11 protein-coding genes and 1 pseudogene are annotated in these 25,604 nt (G+C 49.5%); 6 read left to right on the top strand and 6 right to left on the bottom strand.

Annotated elements, in window-relative coordinates; all coding sequences use genetic code 11:
* Window positions 1-140: 140 nt before the first annotated feature.
* Together DX130_RS17795 and DX130_RS27235 are read right to left on the bottom strand one after the other, a co-directional pair.
* Complete coding sequence (locus tag DX130_RS17795; RefSeq protein WP_116047652.1) at window positions 141-10,223, bottom strand: S-layer homology domain-containing protein; 10,083 nt, start codon at window positions 10,221-10,223, stop codon at window positions 141-143.
* Window positions 10,224-10,344: 121 nt separating this feature from the next.
* The gene (locus tag DX130_RS27235) at window positions 10,345-14,697 is read right to left on the bottom strand and encodes an AAA family ATPase (RefSeq protein WP_116047651.1); all 4,353 of its coding nucleotides are present in this window, start codon (window positions 14,695-14,697) and stop codon (window positions 10,345-10,347) included.
* 178 nt (window positions 14,698-14,875) lie between these two features.
* On the opposite strand from DX130_RS27235, the pseudogene DX130_RS27470 reads away from it, so the two are divergent.
* From DX130_RS27470 to DX130_RS17770, 4 genes and pseudogenes are all read left to right on the top strand, one after another.
* Window positions 14,876-15,037 (top strand): annotated as a pseudogene (locus tag DX130_RS27470) (DeoR/GlpR family DNA-binding transcription regulator); the annotation flags it as partial.
* A 19-nt stretch (window positions 15,038-15,056) separates the two neighbouring features.
* Window positions 15,057-15,635, top strand: a complete 579-nt coding sequence (locus tag DX130_RS17780) for an HAD family hydrolase (RefSeq protein WP_116047649.1) — start codon at window positions 15,057-15,059, stop codon at window positions 15,633-15,635.
* 52 nt (window positions 15,636-15,687) lie between these two features.
* A complete protein-coding gene (locus DX130_RS17775) occupies window positions 15,688-16,584 on the top strand; it encodes a manganese catalase family protein (protein ID WP_116047648.1) in 897 nt (298 codons plus the stop codon).
* 166 nt (window positions 16,585-16,750) lie between these two features.
* On the top strand, window positions 16,751-17,374 hold the full coding sequence (locus DX130_RS17770) for a TraX family protein (protein ID WP_165861342.1): 624 nt from the start codon (window positions 16,751-16,753) through the stop codon (window positions 17,372-17,374).
* A 16-nt stretch (window positions 17,375-17,390) separates the two neighbouring features.
* Here DX130_RS17770 and DX130_RS17765 read toward each other — a convergent pair whose 3' ends face one another.
* Window positions 17,391-18,269, bottom strand: coding sequence for a serine/threonine protein kinase (locus DX130_RS17765; RefSeq protein WP_116047645.1), 879 nt, complete (start codon window positions 18,267-18,269; stop codon window positions 17,391-17,393).
* A 153-nt stretch (window positions 18,270-18,422) separates the two neighbouring features.
* On the opposite strand from DX130_RS17765, the gene DX130_RS17760 reads away from it, so the two are divergent.
* Both DX130_RS17760 and DX130_RS17755 read left to right on the top strand, forming a co-directional pair.
* Window positions 18,423-18,869: a hypothetical protein gene (locus DX130_RS17760; protein WP_116047644.1), complete on the top strand. Its 447-nt coding sequence runs from the start codon at window positions 18,423-18,425 to the stop codon at window positions 18,867-18,869.
* 111 nt (window positions 18,870-18,980) lie between these two features.
* A complete protein-coding gene (locus DX130_RS17755) occupies window positions 18,981-19,199 on the top strand; it encodes a hypothetical protein (protein ID WP_116047850.1) in 219 nt (72 codons plus the stop codon).
* An 86-nt stretch (window positions 19,200-19,285) separates the two neighbouring features.
* Here the strand turns inward: DX130_RS17755 and DX130_RS17750 are convergent, their stop codons facing one another.
* The 3 genes from DX130_RS17750 to DX130_RS17740 all read right to left on the bottom strand — a co-directional run bounded on the left by DX130_RS17750 (window position 19,286) and on the right by DX130_RS17740 (window position 25,559).
* Entirely contained in the window at window positions 19,286-20,629 is a 1,344-nt protein-coding gene (locus DX130_RS17750; RefSeq protein ID WP_116047642.1) for a putative bifunctional diguanylate cyclase/phosphodiesterase, read from the bottom strand.
* 237 nt (window positions 20,630-20,866) lie between these two features.
* A complete protein-coding gene (locus DX130_RS17745) occupies window positions 20,867-21,583 on the bottom strand; it encodes a response regulator transcription factor (RefSeq protein ID WP_116047641.1) in 717 nt (238 codons plus the stop codon).
* A 109-nt stretch (window positions 21,584-21,692) separates the two neighbouring features.
* Window positions 21,693-25,559 carry a response regulator gene (locus tag DX130_RS17740; protein WP_116047639.1) on the bottom strand — a complete coding sequence of 1,289 codons (3,867 nt, stop codon included), beginning with the start codon at window positions 25,557-25,559 and terminating at the stop codon, window positions 21,693-21,695.
* Window positions 25,560-25,604: the final 45 nt, after the last annotated feature.

The raw sequence follows: 25,604 nt of genomic DNA, 5'->3' as shown, positions 1-25,604 counted from the left end.
TGCCCAACTTATTTTGTTCAGGCCTCACCTTTTTATGCATAAATTTTCATCTATGTATGTAGATTGAATCGTACCGACAACAAAACCGCCCAACAGCGGCGGCTTTAGCTTTCGCGGAATTAGGCGGTTGACTGAATAGTTTATTCGTTTCTCAATATCTCTTTTAGTTCAGGCTCCAACTGCAGCAGCCTCAGCAGCATCGTTGCCGTCTCTGCACGGCTTGCATTTCCTTTTGGACGTATGAATTGATCATAGCCTGTAATCACTCCTGCTTTCACAGCAGCCTCAATGGAACGTCTTGCATAAAGTCCTGAATGGGACAAATCCTGAAATGATGCGTTACTCGCTTGAGGAAGCTCTTCTTCATTGACCAGCCTCATCATCATGACAATCATTTCTTCTCTCGTTATCGTAGCATTCGGCTGGAAGCTTCCGTCTGCATATCCCTTGACAATGCCGTAACCAGCCAAGGTTTGGATTTCTTTCTCTGCCCAATGTCCTTGCACATCCCCAAAGGCTGCCGACGGCGCATCTGTCTGCTCAAACCTGAACAGCCTTGTAAGCATAGCGGTAAACTCCGCTCTCGTGATGGAATGATCCGGTCTAAAGCTGTCATCGTCATACCCCTTTATGACGTTAAGCTTCACTAGCAACTCAATGGACTTCATTGCCCAATGCTCTCTAAGGTCGCTAAAGCTCTTCACATCAACCGAAGCTGCGCCCCAGAGTCTCTCCTTAATGGACCGAATTAGCTCCTCCAACGAAATAAACTCTAATTTGAACACCGACTTCGGCGGATCAGTCGGCTCCGGCGTAGGTTTCACCGTCGGTGTTGGCGTCGGCGTCGGTGTTGCCGTCGGCGTCGGTGTTGGCGTTGGTGTTGGCGTCGGCGTTGGCGTCGGCGTCGGTGTTGGCGTCGGCGTCGGCGTTGGTGTTGGCGTTGGTGTTGGTGTTGGCGTCGGTGTTGGCGTCGGCGTTGGCGTCGGCGTCGGTGTTGGCGTCGGCGTCGGTGTTGGCGTCGGTGTTGGTGTCGGTGTTGGTGTTGGCGTCGGTGTTGGTGTCGGTGTTGGTGTTGGCGTCGGCGTCGGCGTCGGCGTCGGCGTCGGTGTTGGCGTCGGCGTAACAGGCACTTCCACAAATTCTACCTGTACAGGAGACAGGGCAACTCCGCTTACAACGTCCGTTGCCGTATACCAGACTGTTTCCTCAACCGTATTGGTCACTGTAAATCCCGCTTCACCCATGTGATCGGTAATTGGCGTTACCTCCGTAATCGTGGAGTTGCCCATATCTGCAGTTAGAGAGATCTGGCGTCCGCTCATAACGTCTCCCGCGCTATTCACCAAACTTACCTTGATTGTTGCCTCTTCCTTTCCATCCGCTACTACCTGTGCGACAGATACCGTCACAATGGAATGAACTGGGTCCACCATTTCAATCGGTGTCGAGCCAATCTCGAACATGGCATGATCAAGGGTGTATTCCAAACCCGATGCCAATACAACTTTGGCCTCAACCTTATAGCTGGTTTCAATGGATAGCGTGGTCAAGGCCTGCTCAGTTGTTCCGTCATAGGCCACGGTTACCCAGTTACCATCATTCACCTTATAAAAGGCCTTCTCCATGCCGAAATCTTCAACATCGTATGGAGACAGAGACAATTCGACAACACCGGTATACTTGCCATCCGCTCCCTTCGACCCTTTCACCAGCAGTTCAAGAGCTGGTTTTTCCGTTTGCATATTTGTAATCTGGAATCGATATTCGGTTGCCGTTCCTGCTGGACTTTCCGGCTCTACACGCACAACAAAATCATTTATTGCACCAGCTTCCGAGAGCATAAGCTCAAGCTGCCCGGAGACAAACCCCGTCTCCGAAGCAATCGGATTGCCCGCTCCGTCCAGCAATGTTACCGTCGAACCGCTATTAGCAGCCGCTGCAATGAGCTGCGTTCTGCGCAGATCGGCGGCTTGCAGCTGGTACGTCGTTTGACCTGCCGAGAAGTGAAGCGGAATACCGCTGAACGTCACTGTACTCAACGCGGAATCCATGGCATCCGCATTTTCATAGAAAAATACAGCTTGAACGGAATCACCGATTTGACTGAACTGTACGTCTGCCTTTTTCTTCTCCTCCGCGGAGAAAGACAGCAATTGCGAACGATCCGTTGCCAAATAGGCAGTCTCCAAGATATGGCCGTCGGCATCCAACAGATTCAGTAGAACGTTCCCAGAAGCTACCGGCGCCATATTCATATTTTGCATCGTCAGATTGACACTGGTACTGGAAGCGGAATTCAACTGCTCCAATGTCAGCAAGACATTACGGTTATTATTTTTAACTGACAAATTATGGAGTGTCACTTTGGCTTCATTATTCGTTTTATCGAACTCAGAGATCATGTCGCCATTGGCATCCTCAACCCAGCTGCGCAAATATACCGTAATGCCTTTCTCCGGTATCTCCGTCAAACCAAGCTCTTGCAAGTACACCGTCAGGTCCCCATCAACCCGATGGGCATACGCCCCTTGTTCAATCAAATCCAATGTTGCCCCATCAGAGATGGACATGACATTGCCGATCAACTGGTCAGCTTCGTACTGATTGTTCTTGTACAGGCCGAGCTTGACGGCTCTGCCCTTATTCACCAGGGTAGTATCATTTTTGTTGTAAATAGGCACAGACAAGGTACGCTTGCCGTCCGCTTCCTTCAACAGCTGTATTTGTGAAATACCGATATCCGGAATATCCAGCTTAACCTCGCCCGATGCCGATAATGTCTCTTTATTAACGACACCTGTAACAGGGGCAAAGGTTGCGTCAACTTGAAACGATACATCCTTAATGTCAGCTGGCACAGCATAGTAAGCCGTAAAGGTTCCGCTGCTATTCGGCGCAAGCTCCAAATTGCTGAACTCGGTTCGCTGGCCGTCAATCGTGATTTCGACGGATTCCATGTTGCCCAGGCCTTTGTTTATGACCTGAAACTGTATCGGCAAGTCATAGCCAGCTACGACCTCTGCTGGATTAAAGAGCACCTTGTCCGCCTCAAACTGATTCTCGTAAGTGCCAAGTGTCGTGTACATGGCACTGACCGTCTGAGATACGTGAACCGGAACATCGTCCCCATCGCCATTTGGCTTGATGCTGCCGACCACGTCTGTATCTGTTGTATACGTTGTGCCAAGCAGTACCACCCGCATCCGTCTAGGGTCGGTCACAAAGGCGTTAATGGTATCAAGCTCTGTATAATCCGGCATGACGGTAATGGTATTCACACCTGACAAATACAATTCTCCGTCCCGTATGCCAAATTTCACAGCCTTCAGCACATCGCGAGTGACCACCTCAGTCGGGCTAATATCGGCTTCAGCTTCTTTCCACAGAATAGATAGATGTTCAATGCCATCCCACAAACTGCGTCTCTTGGAGAACGTAAAGTTCGGATTGATCTTAAGCTCCTGATGCGCGTTCAGTGTATTTAAGCTGTCGATAAAATCGGTATACACTTCCCCATCCCCGTTGACAGCTGCCAGTTTAATGTCCTGCGTCACCACGCCGGCTGCTTCACTTGTCGCATGCCATGCAATAATGAACCTCTCAATGCCGTCAGCAAGATTGGCACTTGTGATCTGCGGGTTTTCATTCGTGCTGTCATCATGGGTGAGCTGCAGATTTTTCACAACTCCCTTCGTTCTCCACATCGTGGCATCCGTCGCTCCAGCATCGGCCGTATCGATCACCGCATAGATGATTTCATTGTCCGATGCGGCTACATAGTCGTCTGCCGAGGTTCCATCGACGTTGCCTTTATTGACCGTATAGACGACAGCCGCCTTCCCGTCACGCAGCATATCAGCCGATAATCCCATCACCGTACCGTTCGTTCCGTTATACAGCGTTTCGACGTCGCTCCACTGCCGCTTGGCTATATCGTATACGGTATAGACGATGCTATCCGATTCCGAGAAATCGAGTGGATTGTCGGGATTCGAGGAGTTCACGCTACGGTAAGCAACAAATACTTTGCCGTTCTCAACCGCCACCACCGGAGCAACATCAGCATGCTGGTTGTTCGTCAGTTGATGCGTTGTCCATCTACCTACGCCATCATAAATCCCAACCATAATTTCAGAGCTGTTGGCCATCTCCAGCATCTCTTCATTCGTTAGCACTTCTCCGGCTGCCTTATTCTGCTTCTCCTTCTGGGTTACCCAGACAGCAGCCACAGTATTGTATTCTCCAGCCACTTGCAAGCCTGTATCCCCATAACCCTTGTGCGCAGGGTTCGTAGCTATGGCGCCTTTCTTCAAATAGCCATTGCCGTTTCGCAACGCCCATGAAGCAACCGTATCCTCGATATCGGTGCTATTGCCATCCGACAAGTAAACAAGCATATTCCCTTCTTGCGTAACTTGCGGATTAGAGTACGGATACGAATTGCTTTCGATCACATCAGGTCCGGCTGACAACGTGGACACACTTCTCGCCTTAGCGCTGTCCTCTTGTGAATTCCAGGAACGGGCATAGCGCCCCAGATAGCTTCTGTCTTCAATCGTTTGCGATTCTATGACCTGCATCGGGTCCTCCCCGATATGTTCCATATAAGCTGCAATCGCCACTTCCATATTCGCTGCCGTCAGAGGCATCGAGGCATTCTCATTCCAGTAGTCATAAATCTTGTTCCAATTGTTGAATACCCACGAATGGCTGTAGCGCAGCGATGCAAAATCATGCTTAATCGATATAAATAAAAATTTCAACACGACTCTGACGCCGACGATGCCTTCCAGAGTCAACTTATTTCCATATAACACGCGCTGGCCTGAATCCTGCAAGTAATCCCGATTCAGCCACGTGCTCTTGTTCTCGATGGTTACACGTCCGAACACACCGATCTTGGCTGCTATAACGGAATAGTCGAACCCGATGCCGCCGAATGCTTCCACATAAGCGATAATACGCAGCGAGGTCAAATAATCGTTCACGCTCTCCGAGCGGGGGTCCTTCCACGAATGCCCCGGCAACTCATCAAACAGTGCCGAAGCCTTAAAATCAACTTCAACACCGCCGCCAATTGTCAGCGAGAATGTGACAGGCACAAATCCCGCCATCATGTTCCAGTTCTGTGTATATTCGAAGCCGCCGCCTGCGGTGAAGCCTCCGTTGTGCACAATTGCTTCCCATGCGGCTGTCTTCGGGTTGTACTTGATTTCGCCTGTGTAATATCCGCTTGCATGAAACAAAACATTATTGTTGGAATGCGACGCCTTACTCTTCGTATATTCTCTCTTCTGATCTTGTATATAATTTTTCATCGCAATGCCATACAGATCCCCGGCGCCAGGCGCATAGTTATTATCTGACTTGAAGAAATCCACTGCTCCGCCGCTGCCTTGCGAATTCGGCATCTCGCCCAATGAGGCGGAAATGATCGTCTTATATACTAGCGGATCGTCCGTCGGGTACACGCGCATGGATAGAGGACCGGCATCCAATTTCAAGCCGCTCATCAGCTCCAAGGTTTCCAGCATCATCCTGTCGTTATTACTTGGCTTACCGGATCTGCCGTTTGTCCCATCCATATCTTGCTTCAATTTTCCGAGCCGTCTCTGCAGCTCTGCCTGGCTGATCTCGGCAACCCCGATCATATTGACGAGCGTCGCGGCCGAAACGAAGCTCTTTCTGAAGCTGTCCGGCTTATCGTACAGCTTAAAATGCACCGAGCCGCTCTCCGCCTTTTTGAGCCAAATTGTATCTTTATTGAACACCTGCACATGACGGGTTATATAGGTGTCGGAGAACGGGTACTTGATCGTTTGATAGGACTGACCTTGCGGCTTCAATCCGGATTCATTCATCAGTTCTGCATAAGCGGTCTCATCGACGGTTTCGCCCCACCACAGCATTTCGCTTGTCAGCGTAATGCTAGGGTGCTGATTCCCCGGCCCGAACTTCCCGCTATATTGCGTCACATACGTTCTTTGGGTCGACTGGCCGCTCGTCACATATTGGTTCACAATGAGCGGCGATTTCTGGCCCGTCGAATTTTCATTCAACCGCGATATTTTCCCGCCGAAGGCGATCATATCGACCGGATTCGTATTGCCGTCGAACGTGAACAATTGCGGCGTGTACCGATCATCCTCGAACATGATTTCCAGAACAAACTCAATCTGGTCCTTCGCGGACAAAGTTGCTGCATTCAATTCGCCTGCTTCCATCGAATAGAAGTCTGTCGTATCAAAAATAATCTGCAGCTTGCCGTCAGCGCCCAGCTTTGTCGTTACGCCCGTACCGCTGATTTCAGTCGCTTCAGCATAATGACCGTTTTTGTAGACGCCGCCCCGATACGTCAATCCACCTGTATAAGGGCTGCCGTCCGGCTTCTTAAAGAACAGTTCAACCTGCGCAAGCTGGCGCAGCTGCAAGATGTTGATCGGATAAAGCTCCAGATTCGCTGCATTGCCTTCCTTCGTCTGGAGCATATAGCGATCGATTATGCCCGTATAAGTCGTACCGTTGAAAGTAGACGTCACATAAACATCGCTGACAATGCCGCTCTCCTCATACAATGCCAGCTCCCCGTCGCCATTGCTCGTCACCGACTTCTCGGCACCGGTGCTGTTCGTATACGTAATTACAGTTTCCGTCTTTGGATAGAACTGGAACAAGTACAGTTTATCCTTCAGTGTCTCGACCGTCACATCAAGCTCTGTCTTCATGCCTGTATGCGCATGCGTTGCCGTAATCTTCGCAGGGCCGTTGTCAAGACCAGACAACAGGAGCTTCTGCTTCGGCTGGTAAGACGAATAGTGAAAGTTCTCAATATTCTCAACCAGACCATTGCTATTAAAATACAGACCAGCCACATCATTATCGCTGGACTTCCAGGCGATCTGATCAGTAATTGCACCAAGATCGGTAAAATCGCGATTGTTGATTTGCAGCTCGTTTTTCAGGCTGATCTTCCGATTCAATGCGATAATGTCATCGCTCGTCATATTTTTAATCGTATCCCGGTTGCTCATCGTAAGCGTGGTTGCAGCTTGCCCATCCACTTCAATGTTGAGCGCATCGTGCTTATACACTTGCAGATACAAGGAATCGTAGGATTTGGTTGAATCCAGGCCGTTTTGGGCCGAGAGTGTAATGGCATACACATCCTTGATCTGCTTGCTTCCCGTTACCGGATCTATAGCCAGCGCGTACGTACCGCCACTCGTCGTTACCCCTGTTGCTGCAGCGCCGCTGCGTTTAAATGCTCCTGTAACGCTATCAAACGTAATGTGGCTATCGGGAATAAGTACTCCGTTCTTTGTCACCATGAACTCGAAGTCGCCTTTGTTCTGGAGGTCGAAATGTTCAAGCTTCCAGTTGAGCGTCAACACGCCGATATCGTCCGTTACGAACTGTCCCTTCGTTTTGTCCAGCGTCACGATTGCAGGCGGCTTCTTTACCACAATATAAGCCATTGCCGACAAAGTAGGATTCGGAATATCCGGGTATTCCGGATTGTCCGTGCTGATTCTGACGGTGTAGCTCGGAACAAATTGACTAGACAGATTCGTAATGTATGAGCCCGGTATGCTAAAGCTTGTAGCATTGACCAGTTCAGACGTTCCCGGTGCCGTCCATGTCTCAATAGGCGTTTGTCCCGCCAGCTGTGCTTCATTAAGATGACCGCTATACAACTCGATTTTAAAATTCGCCTGCTTGGGAGTTGTTCCCGCCGCTGCCTGCTCTGCATACTTGTGCATCACATTTGTTGTCCAAGTCATAACGGCCGCATCGTCCGGGTAGGCATACACCCGGTAGGCATGGCCAGGTACGACAATCGCCGCTGAGCCGCCTGCGCCAATTGTAATCGACTGCGAAGTGATCGCAGTCTCTGTGGCCAGCTCCCCATTGTTTTTGGCGACAACCGTGAAGGTGACGGATCCTGGACGCTTCGGAATGATCCTGCCGTCTGCCGCAATCGCAGCGATCGTCTCATCGCTACTGCGCCATTGAAATTGATCCGGCATCGTATAGGTTGCATCCTGCGGATACGTAAAGGCGAGTGTGGTCGCTTCCATATCCGTCAAGGTGACAACATGACTTGTGCCGGAGGACCAGGATTTCGGATAAACAATCCTGAGATCTCGAGGCTCGATGTATTTGATAGCCGGGACAGAAAAAGGTACAAAAGAACGGGTCAGAAGCTTAAAATCATCCCCATTTGACCCGTCATTCAGCGGGCTTTGGTTATAGTACAATTTAGCCCGAAGCTGTGTGCCAGGGGAAAATGGATTTGCATCCGTCAACGTATCTACCAGCGCTTTCGTAATCAGTACCTTGCCTTCCAGCGCAAGAGGGCTGACAGGCAGGCCGTCCACACCACGCTTCCAATCCAGCTCTATCAGTCCATTGTCCCTGTTGCCGATGGACACTTTCAGACGTTTGCTAATCTCTCCTGGCGTAAGCGCCCCGTCAATGATCCAGTCCGACTCGTCGCCGTCATGGATATTTACCGTAACGACAGCCGTTTCCCCAATCTTATAAGTGGATTTGTCCAATATAAGCGGCTGCGCCGGAAATGCGTCCGCTCGCGCATAATGAATCGTAATCACGGGTTGATTGGTAAAGTCCTTCCCCCACGTCATCTCTTTGATTTGAGCCTCAGCCGGAACGGTAATCGGTGTTGTGACACTTTTTGGACGGTTATATATTTCGCCCTTAATCATGTCCTTCACCGCAACCACCTGGAAGTCCTCAGGCTTATCACCCTTGCCTACAATGGCACCAAATCCGAATATTTGAGACATTGCAACCTTACTGAGAGAACGATTGTCATCGCTATAGTTAATAATATCCGGCTTGGCAATACTGCCATTAGCCAACTGCAGCCTGCTTAGATCGCCATATTGTTCATGCAAATACGTCCACGGCCAATACCCTTTACGCACAACCGCATTATCGAACGTAACCTGCATCGGAATGAGTTGACCTGACGTGTACGTGCCGCCCTGCGCTTTGACTTCCCGAATCTCGTAATCGTTCAGCGTACTTCGTGGTATCGTATAACCGCCTGTTTTCCCGTAATAGAAATAATCAGGACTCGTCGTCGAGGCATTCATGTAGCTGTAATTAGACAATCCCGCTTTGCCTGGTGCCAGCGTGTAGCCTAAATACGCCCCTCCCTCATAAGCATGATTAAATGGACGATAGTCATACTTATACCAATTTTCAATCTGCCAAAGATCGAAGTTGATTTCATCCACATTTTTATAGTTGTGGAAGTGGATATAACCTGCCTTCGCAAAACCTGCCCAAACCCTCTCCCTGAACATCTGTTGAACCTGTTCCCATGTATAAAACTTATTTGCTGTAATCCCTGACCAAAGTTTAGGAGCCATATTGTCCCAACCTGCCGAGTAAAACTCCTCAAAGTTATTAACCCAGCCATTGAGCTGCAGCTTCTGTTCCACTTGTCCGGGCTGAAACGTAACGGTTCCGCTCGTTTTTGGACGCTGTGTAGGGAATGATCCTTGCAGCAGCTCATAATCGAAAGAAACAGCGCGCGGCTGCGACCTGTTCAATCGGAACGTAACAACAAGGTTGCCGTAACCGCCTTTCTGCTGATAACTGTCCGGGGTCGCTGAAGGCGTGTATTGATAACCGACCACAGTAACAATAACATCGTCGTCATAACCCCTATCCTCGCCCGCATCAGCCGAAGTAAAACTAAGCCCCTCGCTTCCGGCATGCCCCACAAGCGATTGCAAACTGTCCAGATGCTCCGGCGTTAAGCTCACCCCGTCTATATTGGACACCTGCTCAAATTGTGCAAGGCGATCCTCTATGCCGATAATTTGCTTCAGCGCGCCAAGGCTGACCTCTCTACCGTCTATGACCGCGATTTGAGTAAGATCGGTGTTCTCATCCTCTATAAGCTGCTTTATTCCACCAAGGGTATAGCTCTTCCCATCCACATCAATAGGATGGCTCACTAACTGCCCCTTGGCATCAACCAACCCCAGCTTCTGAATCGTCTCCAGCATCGCCGGAGCTTGCTCGACGCCATATTCGCTCTCTAGAAACTGCATCAACTCACTATAACTGCGGTTAGCTTCCGCTTCTGTGAACGGGGCGGCACCCACTGTGAATGTCATACTGATCACAAGCACAACTACCAGCATACATGCGACCCATTTTTTAAGTTTCAAAAAGCTTCTCAACATCTATCCGTCCCTTCAGCAAAAAAAATCTCCTAGTATTCGACACTATAGAACATCATAGATCGAATACTAGGAGATGTAGTCCTACTAAAGTTGTAGTCTGAGAAAAACTTCTGCGCTTCATCTATTTTCGGATCAAATCAAGCTCATTCGCCCGCACAACGGCTTGCCCGCGTCGCTTGACCCCCAATTTGCCAAAAATTCTGGATACATGCGTCTTCACCGTCGTTTCCGTAATTCCAAGAAGCTCCGCGATGTCTTTGTTGGACAATCCTTCAGAAATAGCTTCTAGAATTTCCAATTCCCGCTTGGTCAATGACTCTATCATGTGTCCTTGATCGCCACTCCGAACGAACGGCGAAGGCTCCTCAATTGTTGCAGTATCCTTTGATTCCCCATCAAGCAGATTAAAATAAATCATGCGTATAGCCATCCATTCAAGCACTTTCAAGTCACGCTCGGTAAATACGCCAGGCACATGACTATTTTCCAGATAAACAAAATAACCGAAAGGTTCACCCGGGACCGAGACTGGCATGCAAAAAATGGAGCGGGGCTTCCTCAAAGCAATATCGTCATCCCTCATCCAATAGCCCTGCACCGCATCATGAATCACGATTGGTTCATCAGTCGCAACCGTATAACGCAATACACTTTCTGCATATCCGTTATCTTCCTTATGAAACGAGCTGACTACTGCAAAGCGTCCTTTCTCATTGCGTAAGATTAATCCACGATCAGCGCCTGATTGACGGATGGCCGTATTCAAGAGACTTTCCGCCCATTGCCCCTTCCGCAGCTCCCCGAACCCATATAAGAGTTGCTGCAGCAGCTCCTCTTCCCCCATAGATGCTTCCGGCTTCTTAAAGGTTTCCTGCTGAGGCAAACGAGGATGAACGGACTCCCCCTCATACTTTTGCAGTCTGATCGTTTCAACTTCATACAGCTTGGGTCCAGCGCTTAACAAATGTGCATGCTCGCTTCGAATTTGCGTCACTTTGGAGGTAACACCCCATAGCGAATAAGCTGTGCCTGCATCCAGCATGGCGATCATAGCTCCCCCATTGCTGATCAGATCCTGCTCATAACATATCGCAAGCCGTTCGCAGGCGATCCCCTCCATCAAGCCGTATTTCTCCATTCTGGCTTGCTTAATCGCATCGAGATAAAGGCGAAGCGTCTTCAACTGATTTCCAGCTAGTCGAGCGCATTCCGCTTTCATAAGCAGATAAGCCGAAGAGCCGATGCCGAGAAAGCCTTTCCACTTTTTCATGCTTCGCAATTGCGCGCTCAGTATCTTTCGAATACGCTTTTGCTCCTCCGGGACTGCTTCGGGGTGCATGGCTGCCAGCGTCAACGCTTCATATGTACGCTGCTTCCGAATACGCACCCAATCCGCCGCCAGCTCGCTTTCCTTGCTCCTTCTCGACCAATAAAGCGCTTCATGGTATCTGCCCGCCAAATAAGCAACCTCAAGCTTGCACATACAGCTGTAATTGTCCTCATCGATAAGCCAGCTATTCTGGTCTGCATCGTCCGGAATGGCCGTAAAATCCTCCATGGATGACTCACCCTGCAGTGCCGCCAAATAACGTCTGGAGATATTAGCAATTTCAAGCGTCTTATTACTAGCGATTGGTTCTAAATGTTCAGTGAAAATAGTCAACAAATCGGTGATATCTTGCAAATTCCCATTATGTGTGATCAGACAAGTAATAAACATTACGTTGGCAAAATTTTTGTCCCCTTGTTCGAGACTCCGACGAAGAGCCTTATTCAATAGAACGGATGCTTCAGTCGGATTGTCCAATTGCCTGGCCATCCCGACAATCAACAGAATGCGATAAACACGGGAATCATCTTCATCATCGGCGGCTGCAATCATCTCCAAGTCCAAGGCAGGAACAACACCAGCATAACTTGGAAGCACTCTCTGCATTAAGAGACTGTAACTGCAAATTAACATAGCCAGTGACCCGTTCATTCCCCTGCCTATTCCATAACGAATAAATCGGGCGCATAGTTCAATAAGAGCCTCCGCATTGTGGGTAAGCATCGGCAGGAAGCAATACTCCATATACTTGCACAGGTTCAAATACTCTTCATCTGTATTGAATGGCAGCAAGGGCAGTTTGCTGCGCTTTCGGTATAGCACCGTTTGCGTTCTCATCACTTCCTTGATAACCCCAAGCTTGGATACCCCTTCCCTGTATTCCCAGCCGTATGCCTCCAAAGCTTCTTTCCCATATTGAACAGCCAAATCATTTTCTGCAAACGTATGAATTTGAATTAATGGAAGCCAAATTTTTGAACGCTCCAATAGGCTCAAATTATGATTGCGCTTCTTCAAATCAAGCAAATTCTGACGAGCCTGCTCGGTATTGCCACTCATATACTCCGACCAAGCCGTTAGTAATCGCAATTGAACGTATAGGGATCCTGGTTGGGGCACCTGCTCTTCTTCCGAAAGCATAAGCCCGGCCTGCCCGTAATGTTTGCTCTTGACAAACTGCCCTTCATCAAGCGCGCTGTGCCCGACTTGAAGATTAAGCTCAAGCAATTGCTCTCTTTCTTGCAGCGACATAGCTTCAGCACCTAAATTCAACTGATCGACAGCCGCTAGCAACGCATGGCCCCCGCCCTCCTTTTGGGAGCGTCGCAGCAGTCTTCCAATCGTCAAGTGACGCAGCGCATTCCCTTCGCGATCGAAAGCATAGGCAATTTCACGTAGTTGATGATGCAGGAACAAATAGCTTTTCCCTCTTGTGTCTTCCACTTCCGTGTTGTCCTCGTATCCAATCATGCCGCCGAGCTCTGCATCACGAAGCATTAGCGCAGCCTCATTCACTGTACACTCGCAAGCCTCGGCTAACAGAGACAAAGTAAATGTTCGACCTATAGCAGCAGCCATCACCAGCATTCTTTTTGCTGGAACCGTTAATTGAGCAAAGCCCGCCTTCATCAAGTGATAATCCATGTCCGAACCATAGCTTTGTTGCAATACTTCAGAGTCCCAAACCCATTGTCGCTGGTTTTCATCAAAACTCAGTCTATTCTCCTGCAGCCAGCCGTCCATCATTTCTGCGATCATGCCGGGACTTCCACCCGTCTTGTAGTAAAGAGTGCTGGCCAACATACGGAGGCGCGGCGTTCCTTCATACAACGCGTCCGCTACATAACGTCGAACATCCTCAAAACACAGGGGCTGCAAGTCCACTCGCTCATCATAAGTGGAGAGGCTGCTCACGGTATGCCAAGGATCGCTTGTTATCTCTCCCGAATCACCGCCATGGGTGGTGTTCCATTCATCTGTACGGACCGCCCCGATAATAAGCAGCCCTCGAGCCATTTCCTGCTGCGCTAACGCCCCTATTACTTCTCGGGTGCCACTGTCTGCGCACTCCAGGTTATCGATAAAAATAACAAGCGGAGGGAAGCTGTCGGCCAGGCAACCGATCAATCCCGGCAGAAGCTCTCCCATTCGCTTCCGCTTCATTGCATCAGGAACATGATCCTGCCCCGCTGTACTTCCGAATAACTGCCGCATTCCGGGCAATATCGACACGATAACACTCGCGTCTTGTCCAAACGCTGAGTGGAGTTTCTCCCTGAACCGTTCAATGACGTCGGCTGGTTCCCTCCAAAGCTGCTGCAGCCACACTTGCAATGCTTGGATGAACGGCTCATAAGGCACAGCAGTTCCATCTCGAATCAATTGGCCTTCAATGAACCAACCGCCTTGCCGCACCACATTAGCTCTCAGACGGTGAATCAGCGCTGTTTTACCGCTGCCTTCAGGACCGGTAATCCATCGAATCACTTGTCGTCCTTGCGATGCCTGCACAAGACCGGACTCCAGCTTGGTCATGTCCACCTCCCGCCCATACAAAGCCTCAGGTTGGCGATACATACGAACCTGGTCCAGCCGACCAAGCTCGAAAGAAACCAGCTTGCCGTCATCCTCCAGCATAACCAGGCATTGATTCAAGTCGTCCAGCAAACCATAAGCGCTCTGATAACGATAATCAGGCGATTTGGACAACAGCTTCATCACTATAGAAGATATCGGGCCGCTCCATTCAGACCGTATGTCGGAAAGCGGAAGCGGGGCCTTAAAAATATGCGCAGTGTCCCAATCCCCGTCATCAGGCTGCAGCGGCAACTGTCCCGACAGTAATTCATATAAAATGACGCCTAACGTGTATAAATCAGACCGGTTATCGGGCATATGATTAAGTCGTCCCGATTGTTCCGGCGACCGGTATGCGCTCTGAACACCCACACTTCCAGTCAGACGAGCTTCCTTGCCGCCCTTTAACATTCTTATATTCCCAGGATTCAAATTACCGATGACAGTCGTCCGATGATGCTCGCGGCAGACCATCTCCGTCAATACAACGGCAAGCCTTATAAAGTCCAACCCTTTGATGGACGTGTCAGACCTATATTCCTTAAGCATCATGTCATTTCTATTCATGTTCTCACCTGTCTAAACCTTAGTGATAAATAAAGTAGTGTGTTTATCTAAATTCTAATGCTTGCTGCGAATAGAGTCTAGCTTTGTCAGGATTTGTCGCACATAAATAATAAATGATTTGAGAGATAATCCCTTATTTATCGGTCAATTCGCTGCAAATAGGGTTGGCAACAATGAAATGATCTATTTGGACGTGTCAACAACCATACACGCTATAGCGCCCTTTCTGGAAGAAAAAGAAATAAGTATCGTCACCAATTCTATCGATATCGCTTTTACGCTCAGTCATTTTGAACATATTACGATGCATTTCCTGGGCGGTACATTTAATAAATCTTCTCGTCATATGACCGGATTCGATGCTTTGGAGAAGCTACAAGACTATCATTTCAGAGGAGCTGCGCTTTGTACTGGGAATTCCGGGGGAAGACGCTTTGCGGAAATTGGGAGTGGACAATATCGAGCAGGTTCATTCAAAGTGGTCGGCAGCCGTACTGGACTTTGCGGATGAAGTGTCTCTTTTTGCGGAACTAGATTCTGTCATTCATCATCTATCTGCTGCTACATTAAAGTTAGACATTGTCACTTCAAAAACTAGACAGGAAGTCATGGATGAATTTGATCCCTTCGGGCTAAGTAAACACTTTCAATGCATCATATCTGCCAGTGACACGGAAAAACATAAGCCTCATCCGAAGCCGCTGTTGAAACGCCTGCAATTATTGCAAATCCAGCCCAATGAGGTTGTGTATATCGGAGATTCCATATACGATCTGCAATGCGCCAAGCAAGCCGGAGTCTGTTTTGCACTGGCCCTCTGGGGCGCCAAATCGGCGGAGGGCTTTGAAGAGGCCGAACACATCCTGCGACAGCCGGAAGATGTTAATGTAACTCCCCCCGATACGTATGCCGCCGCTTCTTCTCGCATACCTATGTAATAATACTTTGTTAAATATGTAATAATTCTATGACAAAGAGGTGATGCCTCCCATGTTCCAACGCCAAAACAGGCTGCAGATCGAGCTTCCTCCCTCCCCTTATGCCGACGCCAATGCCGCTGCCGCCGTACAGGAGCTGCTTGGCGGCAAGTTCGGCGAAATGTCGACGCTCAACAACTACCTGTATCAGTCATTCAATTTCAGGGAGAAAAAGAAGCTCAAGCCCTTCTACGATCTGGTAGCCAGCATTACCGCTGAGGAAATCGGCCATGTTGAGCTAGTCGCAACGACCATCAATATGGTATTGACCGGCACGACCAGTCCTGGCGATCCGGATAGCACGCCGCTTAAGCCGGGGGTAGACAAACGCAACAGCTACTTTTTTATTAGCACAGCACAGACGGCGCTAGCAGGTGATTCTATGGGACGTCCATGGGCTGGCGACTATGTATTCAGCAGCGGCAATCTCGTACTGGATCTGCTGCATAACTTCTTCCTGGAGTGTGGCGCACGGACGCATAAAATGCGTGTCTATGAGATGACGGATCATCCTACCGCCCGTGCCATGATCGGTTATTTGCTCGTACGAGGCGGCGTGCATGTGCTTGCCTACGCCAAGGCGCTTGAAGTCGCAACCGGCGTGGATATCAAGAAGCTTATCCCGATTCCAAACCTAAGCAATGACCACTTCGAGGCTGCCCGCAAATATGAAGCAATGGGACTCGGCAACAAGCTGTACACGTTCAGTCCGCATGACTTCAAAGACGTCGTGCTCATCTGGAACGGCCAGAACCCGCAGACGGGCGCTAAGCTCGAAGTCATTCAGGGCACGCCAGAAGGGGCACCCGTACCGGATTTAAGCGGCTTGCCTGAAGAGTTCGCTCCAGGCATATCGCCAGAGGAATTTATGGAAATCGCACAAAGGTTGAAAAAAAACGCCGGTTTATAACGGCATCCTGTCCCATCACATGCTGCCCATGCTACCCTAGGCCTCTTGACCGCTGCTATGCGTCATGAGGTCTTCGCCTTCTCTGTATCCTTAACGGTAAGCTGCCTTGTGATATACTGAATGAGGTCCTTACTCGCAACGGATGAAGGTGATTTCTATTCAATTTTTGGCCATGTTAACGATGTTAATTGACCATATCGGAGTGGTGTGGCACCCGGATGAAACGGCCTGGCGCGTTATTGGAAGACTGGCCATGCCTTTCTATATTTATGCCATGGTCATCGGCTACTCCCGAACGCGCGACGTTACCCGCTATTTGACCAGAGTAGGCATATTGGCGGTCATCTCCCAGATTCCCTATCAGCTTGCATTCCAGGTGCTGGAGATCAATGTTATCGCAACGCTGTTCTTTTGTCTGCTAACCTTGCTCATGCTGGACAGTCTGAAGGGAAAACTGCTAGCTGCCGCGTCGGTCGTAGCTGCGGCCTTGATTCTGCTGGAAGCCCTGCCATTCGATTATGGCGGATATGCATTATTATTAATGCTCACTTACCGTTATGCCACACCTCACATGATGGTGTTGCTTCATTTGGCGCTTAATGTGTTTAGTATATTCTATAAAGGCTGGACCCTTCAGTTGTTCAGCTTGCTGTCGACGTTATGGATCGTGTATATGCCTGATCTGATGCGGAGCATGGACAACATACGCATTCCGCGTATCCTGTGGCGAGGTTTCTATCCGGTTCACCTGCTCATTATTGCAGTCGTCTATTATGCGATGAACACTTAACTGATCATAATAAAGCTTACATCTCGGGCTTTTCAGCAGCCTTAAGCGCAGCTAACAGTTCATCTAACTCTTGCCGGCATTGTTCCGTCGTCTCCCAAGCCGACTCGTCGTTCAGCAGCTTGGAGACAAAGTCTCGCACTACAGGCTGAAGATGCAGCTCTTCCTCCCAGCTCTGTTCTTGCTGTCCTTCCGGATGCTTGTAACCGGCGTACATCAGGAACAGGAACAGATGGCCCAGACCGAACCAATCGCTGGACGGAAGCGGGGTTCTCATCCGTCGCTTAATTGCGAAAGCGCTGCCTTCGGTATTAGTGCCGTCCGCTTCACCCAGAGCTGCCTGCAGCTTGGGCGGAAGTTGCTCACCGATCCGGCAAGCAAGCCCAAGATCAATTAAGAACAGCTTCTCTGGCTGCTGCATGACATTCGGAATTCGAACGTCCCGGTGAACGTATCCTTGTTCGTGCAGATAAGCCAGCGGTCGCAACAGAGACTGAAGAATAGAGAGCGCCTCCACGGCGGTGTATGCCAATTGTTGCTCGTAGATCATGTGCTCCAGATTATACCCCTCAATATATGGCATGATGAGTGCTTCATCCCGCCTCCTTACGCTATAGTCCAGCCAGCTTGGGATTTGGGGATGTTCGAGCGATCTCATCAAGTCGCTTTCTCTTCTCAGCAGCTCGATGCCTGTGCTGCCTTTGCTGGGCTTATTGCGCTTTAACAGCACTATGCCCCCTGTAGACAGATTCGTACAAACATAAGCCTGACCATAGCTGCCCATGCCAAGCAGACGCTCAACCCGGTAGCTGCCTTGCCAAATATAGCCTGACTGTAGCGGATAATCGCGCCAAGCATCGATAATCTCCTTGAATCTTACAGCAACTTTGCCCCACATATACGAATCAGCTCCTTTCACTAGCTTACAGACGAGTACGGAGCCTGTCGAGTGTGAGAAATAACATTCTCCCCAGAAACCAGTTGATGGTGATCACGTATAATCTAACAACGCCATTAATGTTTTATCCCATTCAATAAAGGAGGATCTCGCATGCTCAAACGTATTCTATATTCCTTAACGGGACGGCAGCGTCACGGCTATCATCATTACAGCAGCAGCGACTTCAAGAAAGGCTATTATCCGCCGCCGCATTATCCGCACCCTCAGCATCCGCCCTATCCGAACGGGCACCCGCCTTACCCAAATCAGCATGCGCCGGGACAGCCACCGTATCCGCAGGGCCAGCAGCCTTACCCAAATCAATATCCACCGGGACAGCCGCCCTATCCGAACGGGCACCCGCCTTACCCGAATCAGCATGCGCCGGGACAGCCACCGTATCCGCAAGGCCAGCAGCCTTACCCAAATCAATATCCACCGGGACAGCCGCCTTATCCGAGTGGTCAGCCGTATTATCCGCCGCATCCGCCCCATCGGTACAATCATCATTACGGCCACGGCTATTACAAGAAAAAGTGGAAATACAGCAGTTCCTAACATTTGTTAGGAAAGTGTGAGCAAAATAAACATTCTCCTGACCACAGATTCATAAGAGGCTAAAATGTTCACGGTAAAATGGGAAAAACGCAATCGGAGGTGCATAATACAATGATGCGAGTCATTACCTTCAAAAATCGTTCAGTACCTGTCTATTACCCTAACGAACAATCAGCATCTGTAGATATGCTTCATCATAAATTGTACGAGATGGAATTAGACTTTGATTTCAGGAAGAAATGGAAACGAATCAAATCGGTCGAGATGGTGCGAGATGTTGCCATATTCCAGTACAACGACGGTACCAAGTTATATCTGGAAGTCAGCTAGAGCCAGTCATCGTGCCAATTAGGAAAAAAAACCAGCCGGGTCCTCAAAGACTCCGGCTGGTTTTTGCTTTTTGTGATGTCGCAGACTTATGTGCGGCCTGCCGTTTGTTTCTCCAGTTCATCCATTCCTGGCGTCGGTACGCAGCTAGCAAGCATCGACATATCGATTACCGTTGGATCTAATGGCATACCTAACAGATAGCCCTGCACATAATGACAGCCCCACTTCTGCAGCAGCTCATATTGCTCCTTGTATTCTACGCCTTCTGCGACCACTTCCAGTCCCAGCTTCCGCATCAGACCAATGATCGCCTCTACGACATGCCTCTCCGCACTCTGCAGATCAATTCGACGGATATAGCTTTTGTCGAGCTTGAGGCAATGAACCGGCAGATCCATGAGATGATGAAGCGATGAAAATCCGGCTCCGAATCCATCCAGTGCGATACGAACGCCGCCTGCCCTCAACTGAGTAATCGCGGTAATGGAGAGCTTGGACGAATGCATCGTACTATGCTCGGTAATATCAAGCTCAAGCGATTGGCGTGACATACCGAATTCCTGAAGGATATTCCATACCGTTTGGACAAAAGAGGCGTCCTGAAGCTGGACTGGCGAGATATTGACGGACATCGTCAGTTCATTCAACCCGTAAGTTGTCATGCCTTTCAGCATCTTGCAGGCCTCTCGCAGTACCCACTCTCCAATCGGATTAATTAATCCGTTATATTCGGCGATAGGAATAAATTCATTCGGCGAGATCAACCCAAGCTCGGGATGCTGCCAGCGGATAAGCGCCTCGAATCCTTTCAACCGGCCGTCCGATAGCCGGTAGATCGGCTGATAGCTGAGATGGAATTGTCGCAGGAACAAGGCAGGTCGAAGTCCCATTTCAATCGCGATGCGCCTGTTCATACGATCTGTGTCCTCCGTATTGTAGAACACTGTACGATTACCGCCTATTTCTTTCGCTTGATATAACGCAGATTCTGTACGGCAAAGCAACCTCTCGCTCGTAAGCCCGTCCTGAGGAAATAGGCTGACGCCGATGCTGCAAGTCATATAGAGCTCCTTCCCGGAATCTGAGACTGGCTGTTCCACTGCATGCTTGATTGCATCGACCGCTTTCCAGTATTGTGGAGCGTCCTTCTCAACCTCCATCATAACAAGAAACGTATTTCCGTCGACCTTGCACACACCTGACTTCGACGCTTCCGCATACGTCGCTTCCGTTTGCTCCAGGCGGGATGCCACAATCTTTAATACGTCATTGCCGAAGGCTGTTCCTCTTGTCTCATTCACCCGATAAAATTTGTCCAAATCCACCAATGCAACCAGCAATCGTTTACCTGCTGCGCGTGCGCTATGTATCGAGAGCTCTAGTTGCATAAATGTTTTGCCGCGCCCAGATAATTCGATTGGCCCTTCCATTCGGATCCCTCCGTCTCTTTTATCGTTCCATTGTCGTGCTTCTATAGTCGCATATAAGTATTAGAAATGTGCAGAACAGACTTTTAGAAGAATGTTAGAAATATTAACGGATTACCTAAAAACGGCATGTACAGGGGTTAATGGCAAAAAAAAAAGTACTCCGCTTCAGGCGGAATACGATCTTTCAACTCATACGGAGGGACTGGAATCGGTTCAATGCATACTTTCACCCGGTTCTTACGTAGCCGCCTGTGCCGTATACTTATAGCCAAACCCCCATACCGTCCGAATTAGCTTAGGCTCCTTCGGATTCTGTTCGATCTTCTTGCGAAGATTTACAATATGTACGTCAATCGCACGGTCGGTGACAAATGAATCAAAGCCTCTAATGGCATTAATCAATTCTTCCCGGCTGAACACCTTGCCTGGATGCGCAAGGAACAGCTTCATCAGTTCATATTCCGAGAAGGTAGTCTCGACCAATTGTCCGCGAACGAGAAGCAGACGTCTCTCAACGTCAAGCTGAATTGGCTCTTCTTCCTCTACTGCCGTTGAAGCTGCGGCGACCTGTGCGGTTGACTCTCCAAACACGGTATGCGATCTTCGAATTAGTGCTTCGACTCTCGCCGTAAGCTCATGCATGCTGAATGGCTTGCATAAGTAATCATCCGCTCCGGTCTTCAACGCTTGCACACGCTCAGACACTTCACTCTTCATGGACAGTATCATAATCGGTACTTGAGAGACGCTGCGTATCTGCGCGCATACCTCAATACCATCCACATCCGGCAGCATAAGATCAAGCAAAACCAGGTGCGGATCGAATGAATCCGCAAGCTGTAGCCCTTCATTCCCGCGATAAGCCTGCTTGACCTTGTAACCCTCTTCTTGCAGATACATGGACAGCATATTGCTCATCATGACGTCATCTTCAATAACCAAAACTTTATACATTGGCGTCACCCTTTAATAAATTGAAGATTTCTGTCGAGTAGTCGTATCGTAACTCTACTATACAATACGGAAAGATTAGGAACAACAGAATGTTAGAGAATTGTTAGATTTAATTGTCGAAACGATGCACCGCTTCATTCAGACTTGCTAGCAGCCATCCAAGCTCCTTTTCCAGATGAGCTAGGATGGATGTCAGATCACTCGGTTCCTCTTCACGCTTGATCGCTTCACTAGTTTCATGCGCTGCCTCGCCAAGCTCGCGAGCGGACAAATAACCTGCCGCCCCCTTCAGCGTATGAAGCATGCGAAGCGCCGTGTGAGTGTCGGATTGACCCAGTATCTTCCTCAGTTGATCCATGAAGGAATCATAATCAAGAAGGAACTGCTCCATCATATGGAACAGTATCTGATGCTTGCCGTTGACGCGTTCTAAAGCGCTGTCCACGTCCATGCCGCCAATCGGCGCAAATGCAACGGCTCCAGCAAAACTCCCGCCCCGCTTCTTCATTTCTACATGGCTTTCGCTGCTTCGAACTCCCGACAAAGACTGGTTTTTAAGCAATGTGAACGACTTATCCAGCCAAAACTTCATAACCTCCGACAAGCTTTCCCCGGAAAGGGGCTTGGTCATGACAGCATTCATGCCCATACGGATATAGCGATCATGATCCTTCTTCACTGCGTTAGCTGTGACCGCGATAATAGGAATATGCTTATATCGCTCCTGACTTCGAATGAGGCGGACAGCTTCCGTACCGTCCATGACCGGCATGTGAATATCCATCATGATGATGTCCCATGAACCGGCATCCAGCATGCGCAGCACTTCCTCCCCCGTCTCGGCCAGGCCAACCTCGTAGCCATTCTCTTTCAACAGTTCAATAGCTACCAATTGATTGATCTTATTATCCTCAGCCAGCAACACCCGCTTCGTATTCGAGGAATCCCCAGCAGGGGGCTCATCGGCGTATTCCTCCCGGAACGCTTGCTTCCTCACAGCCAGTCTGCTTCTCATCGCTTCATTCAGTGATCTGACAATCGCTTCTCTTGTGACCGGCTTGGTCAGAATCGCCACGGGGCGTTCCTCTTCCTCTAGTTGCTGCAGCTCGTCCCTGCCATATGTTGTCGTAAGAGAGATAATGGGCACGCTCGCCTTCTCCGCTTCCAAGTGAAACGCACGCCAGGTCTCAATCCCATACATATCCGGCATCTCCATATCCATCAGCAGCAGATCAGGAAGCACGCCTTCCCCGACACGCTGCAATCTTTCCCTGGCCTGTTGCCAACTGCTGTACGAGATTGCAGACCAACCGATAGAATCGAACATATAGGTCCAGTGATCACGCATTTTGGTATCATCTTCAACAATCCATACCGTTCCTTCAGGTACGGGCGTCTCCTCTGCAAGTTCCGACTCATAGGGATTCATCTTGAAAGACAGTGTGAAGGAGAATCGGCTGCCTACCCCTTCCTTGCTGCTTACATGCAGCTCGCCGCCCATCATCTCTACTAGACTCTTGGATATGACAAGCCCCAATCCGGTGCCGCCGTATTTTCGTGTTGTGGAGCTGTCCGCCTGCGTGAACGGCTTGAACAGCTTCTCCATTACATCCTTGCTCATGCCAATTCCTGTGTCTGCAATGAGAAACCGCAGCCTTACTGTATCTGCATGCTGCTCCACCATATCCAGCTCCAGCTTCACAAGTCCCTTCTCCGTAAACTTGATCGCATTCACACATAGATTCAGCAGCACCTGCTCCAGACGCAGCGAATCACCGATCAATGTCTGCGGCAGCTTATCCGGTGTCTTGATCATAAATTCGAATTGCTCTTTCCCGCCAAGGAATACGCTTAGTCCATTCGCCAGCCTGTGAAGCAACTCTTCGAGCTGGAACGGCAGTCGTTCCATCTCAATCTTATCCGCTTCGATTTTCGACAAGTCAAGCACATCGCTAATCATACGATGCAGCGTCTCCGACGACATGCTCATTTTGTCCAAATAATCCTTCTGCACGATCGACAATTCAGTCTTGCGAAGAAGCTGCGTCAGTCCAATAATGCCGTTCAATGGAGTCCGTATCTCATGGCTCATCAGAGCCAGGAAGCGGCTCTTGGCCTGATTTGCTTCCTCAGCCTCCAGCGTAGCGCGGACAAGCTCTTCCTGCACAAGCTTCTGCTCGGATATGTCGCGGGCGATGCATGAGAAAAACAACTCCCCATTAGATGCGTCCACATGAGTAACGACCACCATTGAGACGAACAGCGGCTCCCCGTTGCTCTTCATCAATTGCGTATTGCTCTCCCAATAACCGTGTTCTCTTGCAAGCTCGGCGCCTTGAAGAATCTGCTCGTACATACGAGGATCCACATGATCTTTGACCGTTGAAGCATCCTCGCCGTCGCCGGGCAGTTCAAGCATGTCCCTGCCAGCCCGGTTCATATAGATGAGCCTTCCCTTCGTATCGACGGAAGCAATCAAATCTTTAGCAGATTCTACGATGTTCAGAAGCCGGTTGCGCGTCTTCTCGACTTGCTTGCGATCCGAGATATCGCGAACCATGCCAACCACTCCGGAGAACTTGCCGTTGCGATCGCGAAGCCCGTTCGAGCTGTGCAGAGTCGGTATGCGATGGCCGTCCTTATGAATGAACGTCCACTCTCGCTCATACGAGAACTTATCGTCGCGCAATACCCGGAATACCTCCAGGCCGGGTTGCACTTCCCTTCCCAATTGCTCCGACAGTCGTTCAGCCTCTTCCGCAATCTCATCGCGATCCATAAATAAAAGTGGTGTCGCATGCCCTGCCAGCTCCTGGGTGGTATATCCCAGCATTTCTTCGGCTGCCTTGTTCAAATAAGCAACCTTGTATTCATTATCGAGTACGATGAAGCCATATTGGTTTTGATTGATAATCGCATTAAGACGATCGAACATCTCCTGCAGATGCTCCATCATGCCGTTCACGGAGTGGGCAAGCTTGCCGATCTCGTCATATTGCGATGTATCCAGATGCTCGGCCTGGAACTCTCCTGCCGCCGCTTGTTTCGTAACAGACAGAATCCGTTCCAGACGCTTAATAATTTGATTGAAATAGAGATAGAAACTTAAGGCGATAAAAACTTCCGCAATTGCAATCGTGGATACAATCCGCCAGAAAATCGGCGTGAGCATCTCCTTCAAGTTAGAGTACGGCTCTTGCAAAGCAATACGCCAAGGCGTGCCCGCAACCTTGGCATAGAACACGATGAATTCATCGCCATTTGCACGAATCGATACTTTGCCTTCATTATGACTCAAAATCTCTTGCGCCACAGCGCTTAAAGCGGAATCTGACCGGAGCGTGGACATACGTGCGACGCCTGGAGCCGACCCATATATAATTTGACCCTCGTCGTTATAGAACCGTACTGGGGCTTTTTCATCTGCGAAATCAAAAAAACGGTTAAACGAAGTAAAGGGAATCGAAGCATAAATAATGCCCTCGATCTGAGTTCCCACCCCGTATACGGGCACAGCAATAAAGGTTTGCTCCACGATGGAGAAACCCGGCTTGTAAGGATCGGTAATCGTAATCGTGCCATTAATCGCCGGTTCGTAGAACGGCTCCCCCTTCATATACCGGGACGCTCCATCGCTGCGATACGCGATTCCGTCCTGGCCTATGAAGCCAATAGCATGGTAGGTAAACCCGCTGCGTACCAGTTCCCGCTGAAAGTAACTTAGCCGCTCGGCATTTGTTCCATAACGAACAACAGACGTACGGCTCATAACAAGCACCTCAGCACGGCGAATATCCATCCAGGCAGCGATATTGGCCGCTTGGCTGGATAACCTGCTGCTGATCTTCTCCATCTCCGAACGCATCATGGCGTCCTTGGCTGTGGAATAATTGCCCCATCCGGCCAGCAGGAGAGGGATAAACGATATGAGTACGATTAGAATTAAACCTTTCGTTCTAAGCGACATGTTCGACATCGCATATCCCCTCCATTACGGCCTAACCAGTCTGTCTTAGGAACT

Source organism: Paenibacillus paeoniae (assembly GCF_003388735.1).
Taxonomy (GTDB): Bacteria; Bacillota; Bacilli; order Paenibacillales; family Paenibacillaceae; genus Pristimantibacillus; species Pristimantibacillus paeoniae.
This window is presented reverse-complemented; position numbering and strand designations above follow the sequence as displayed.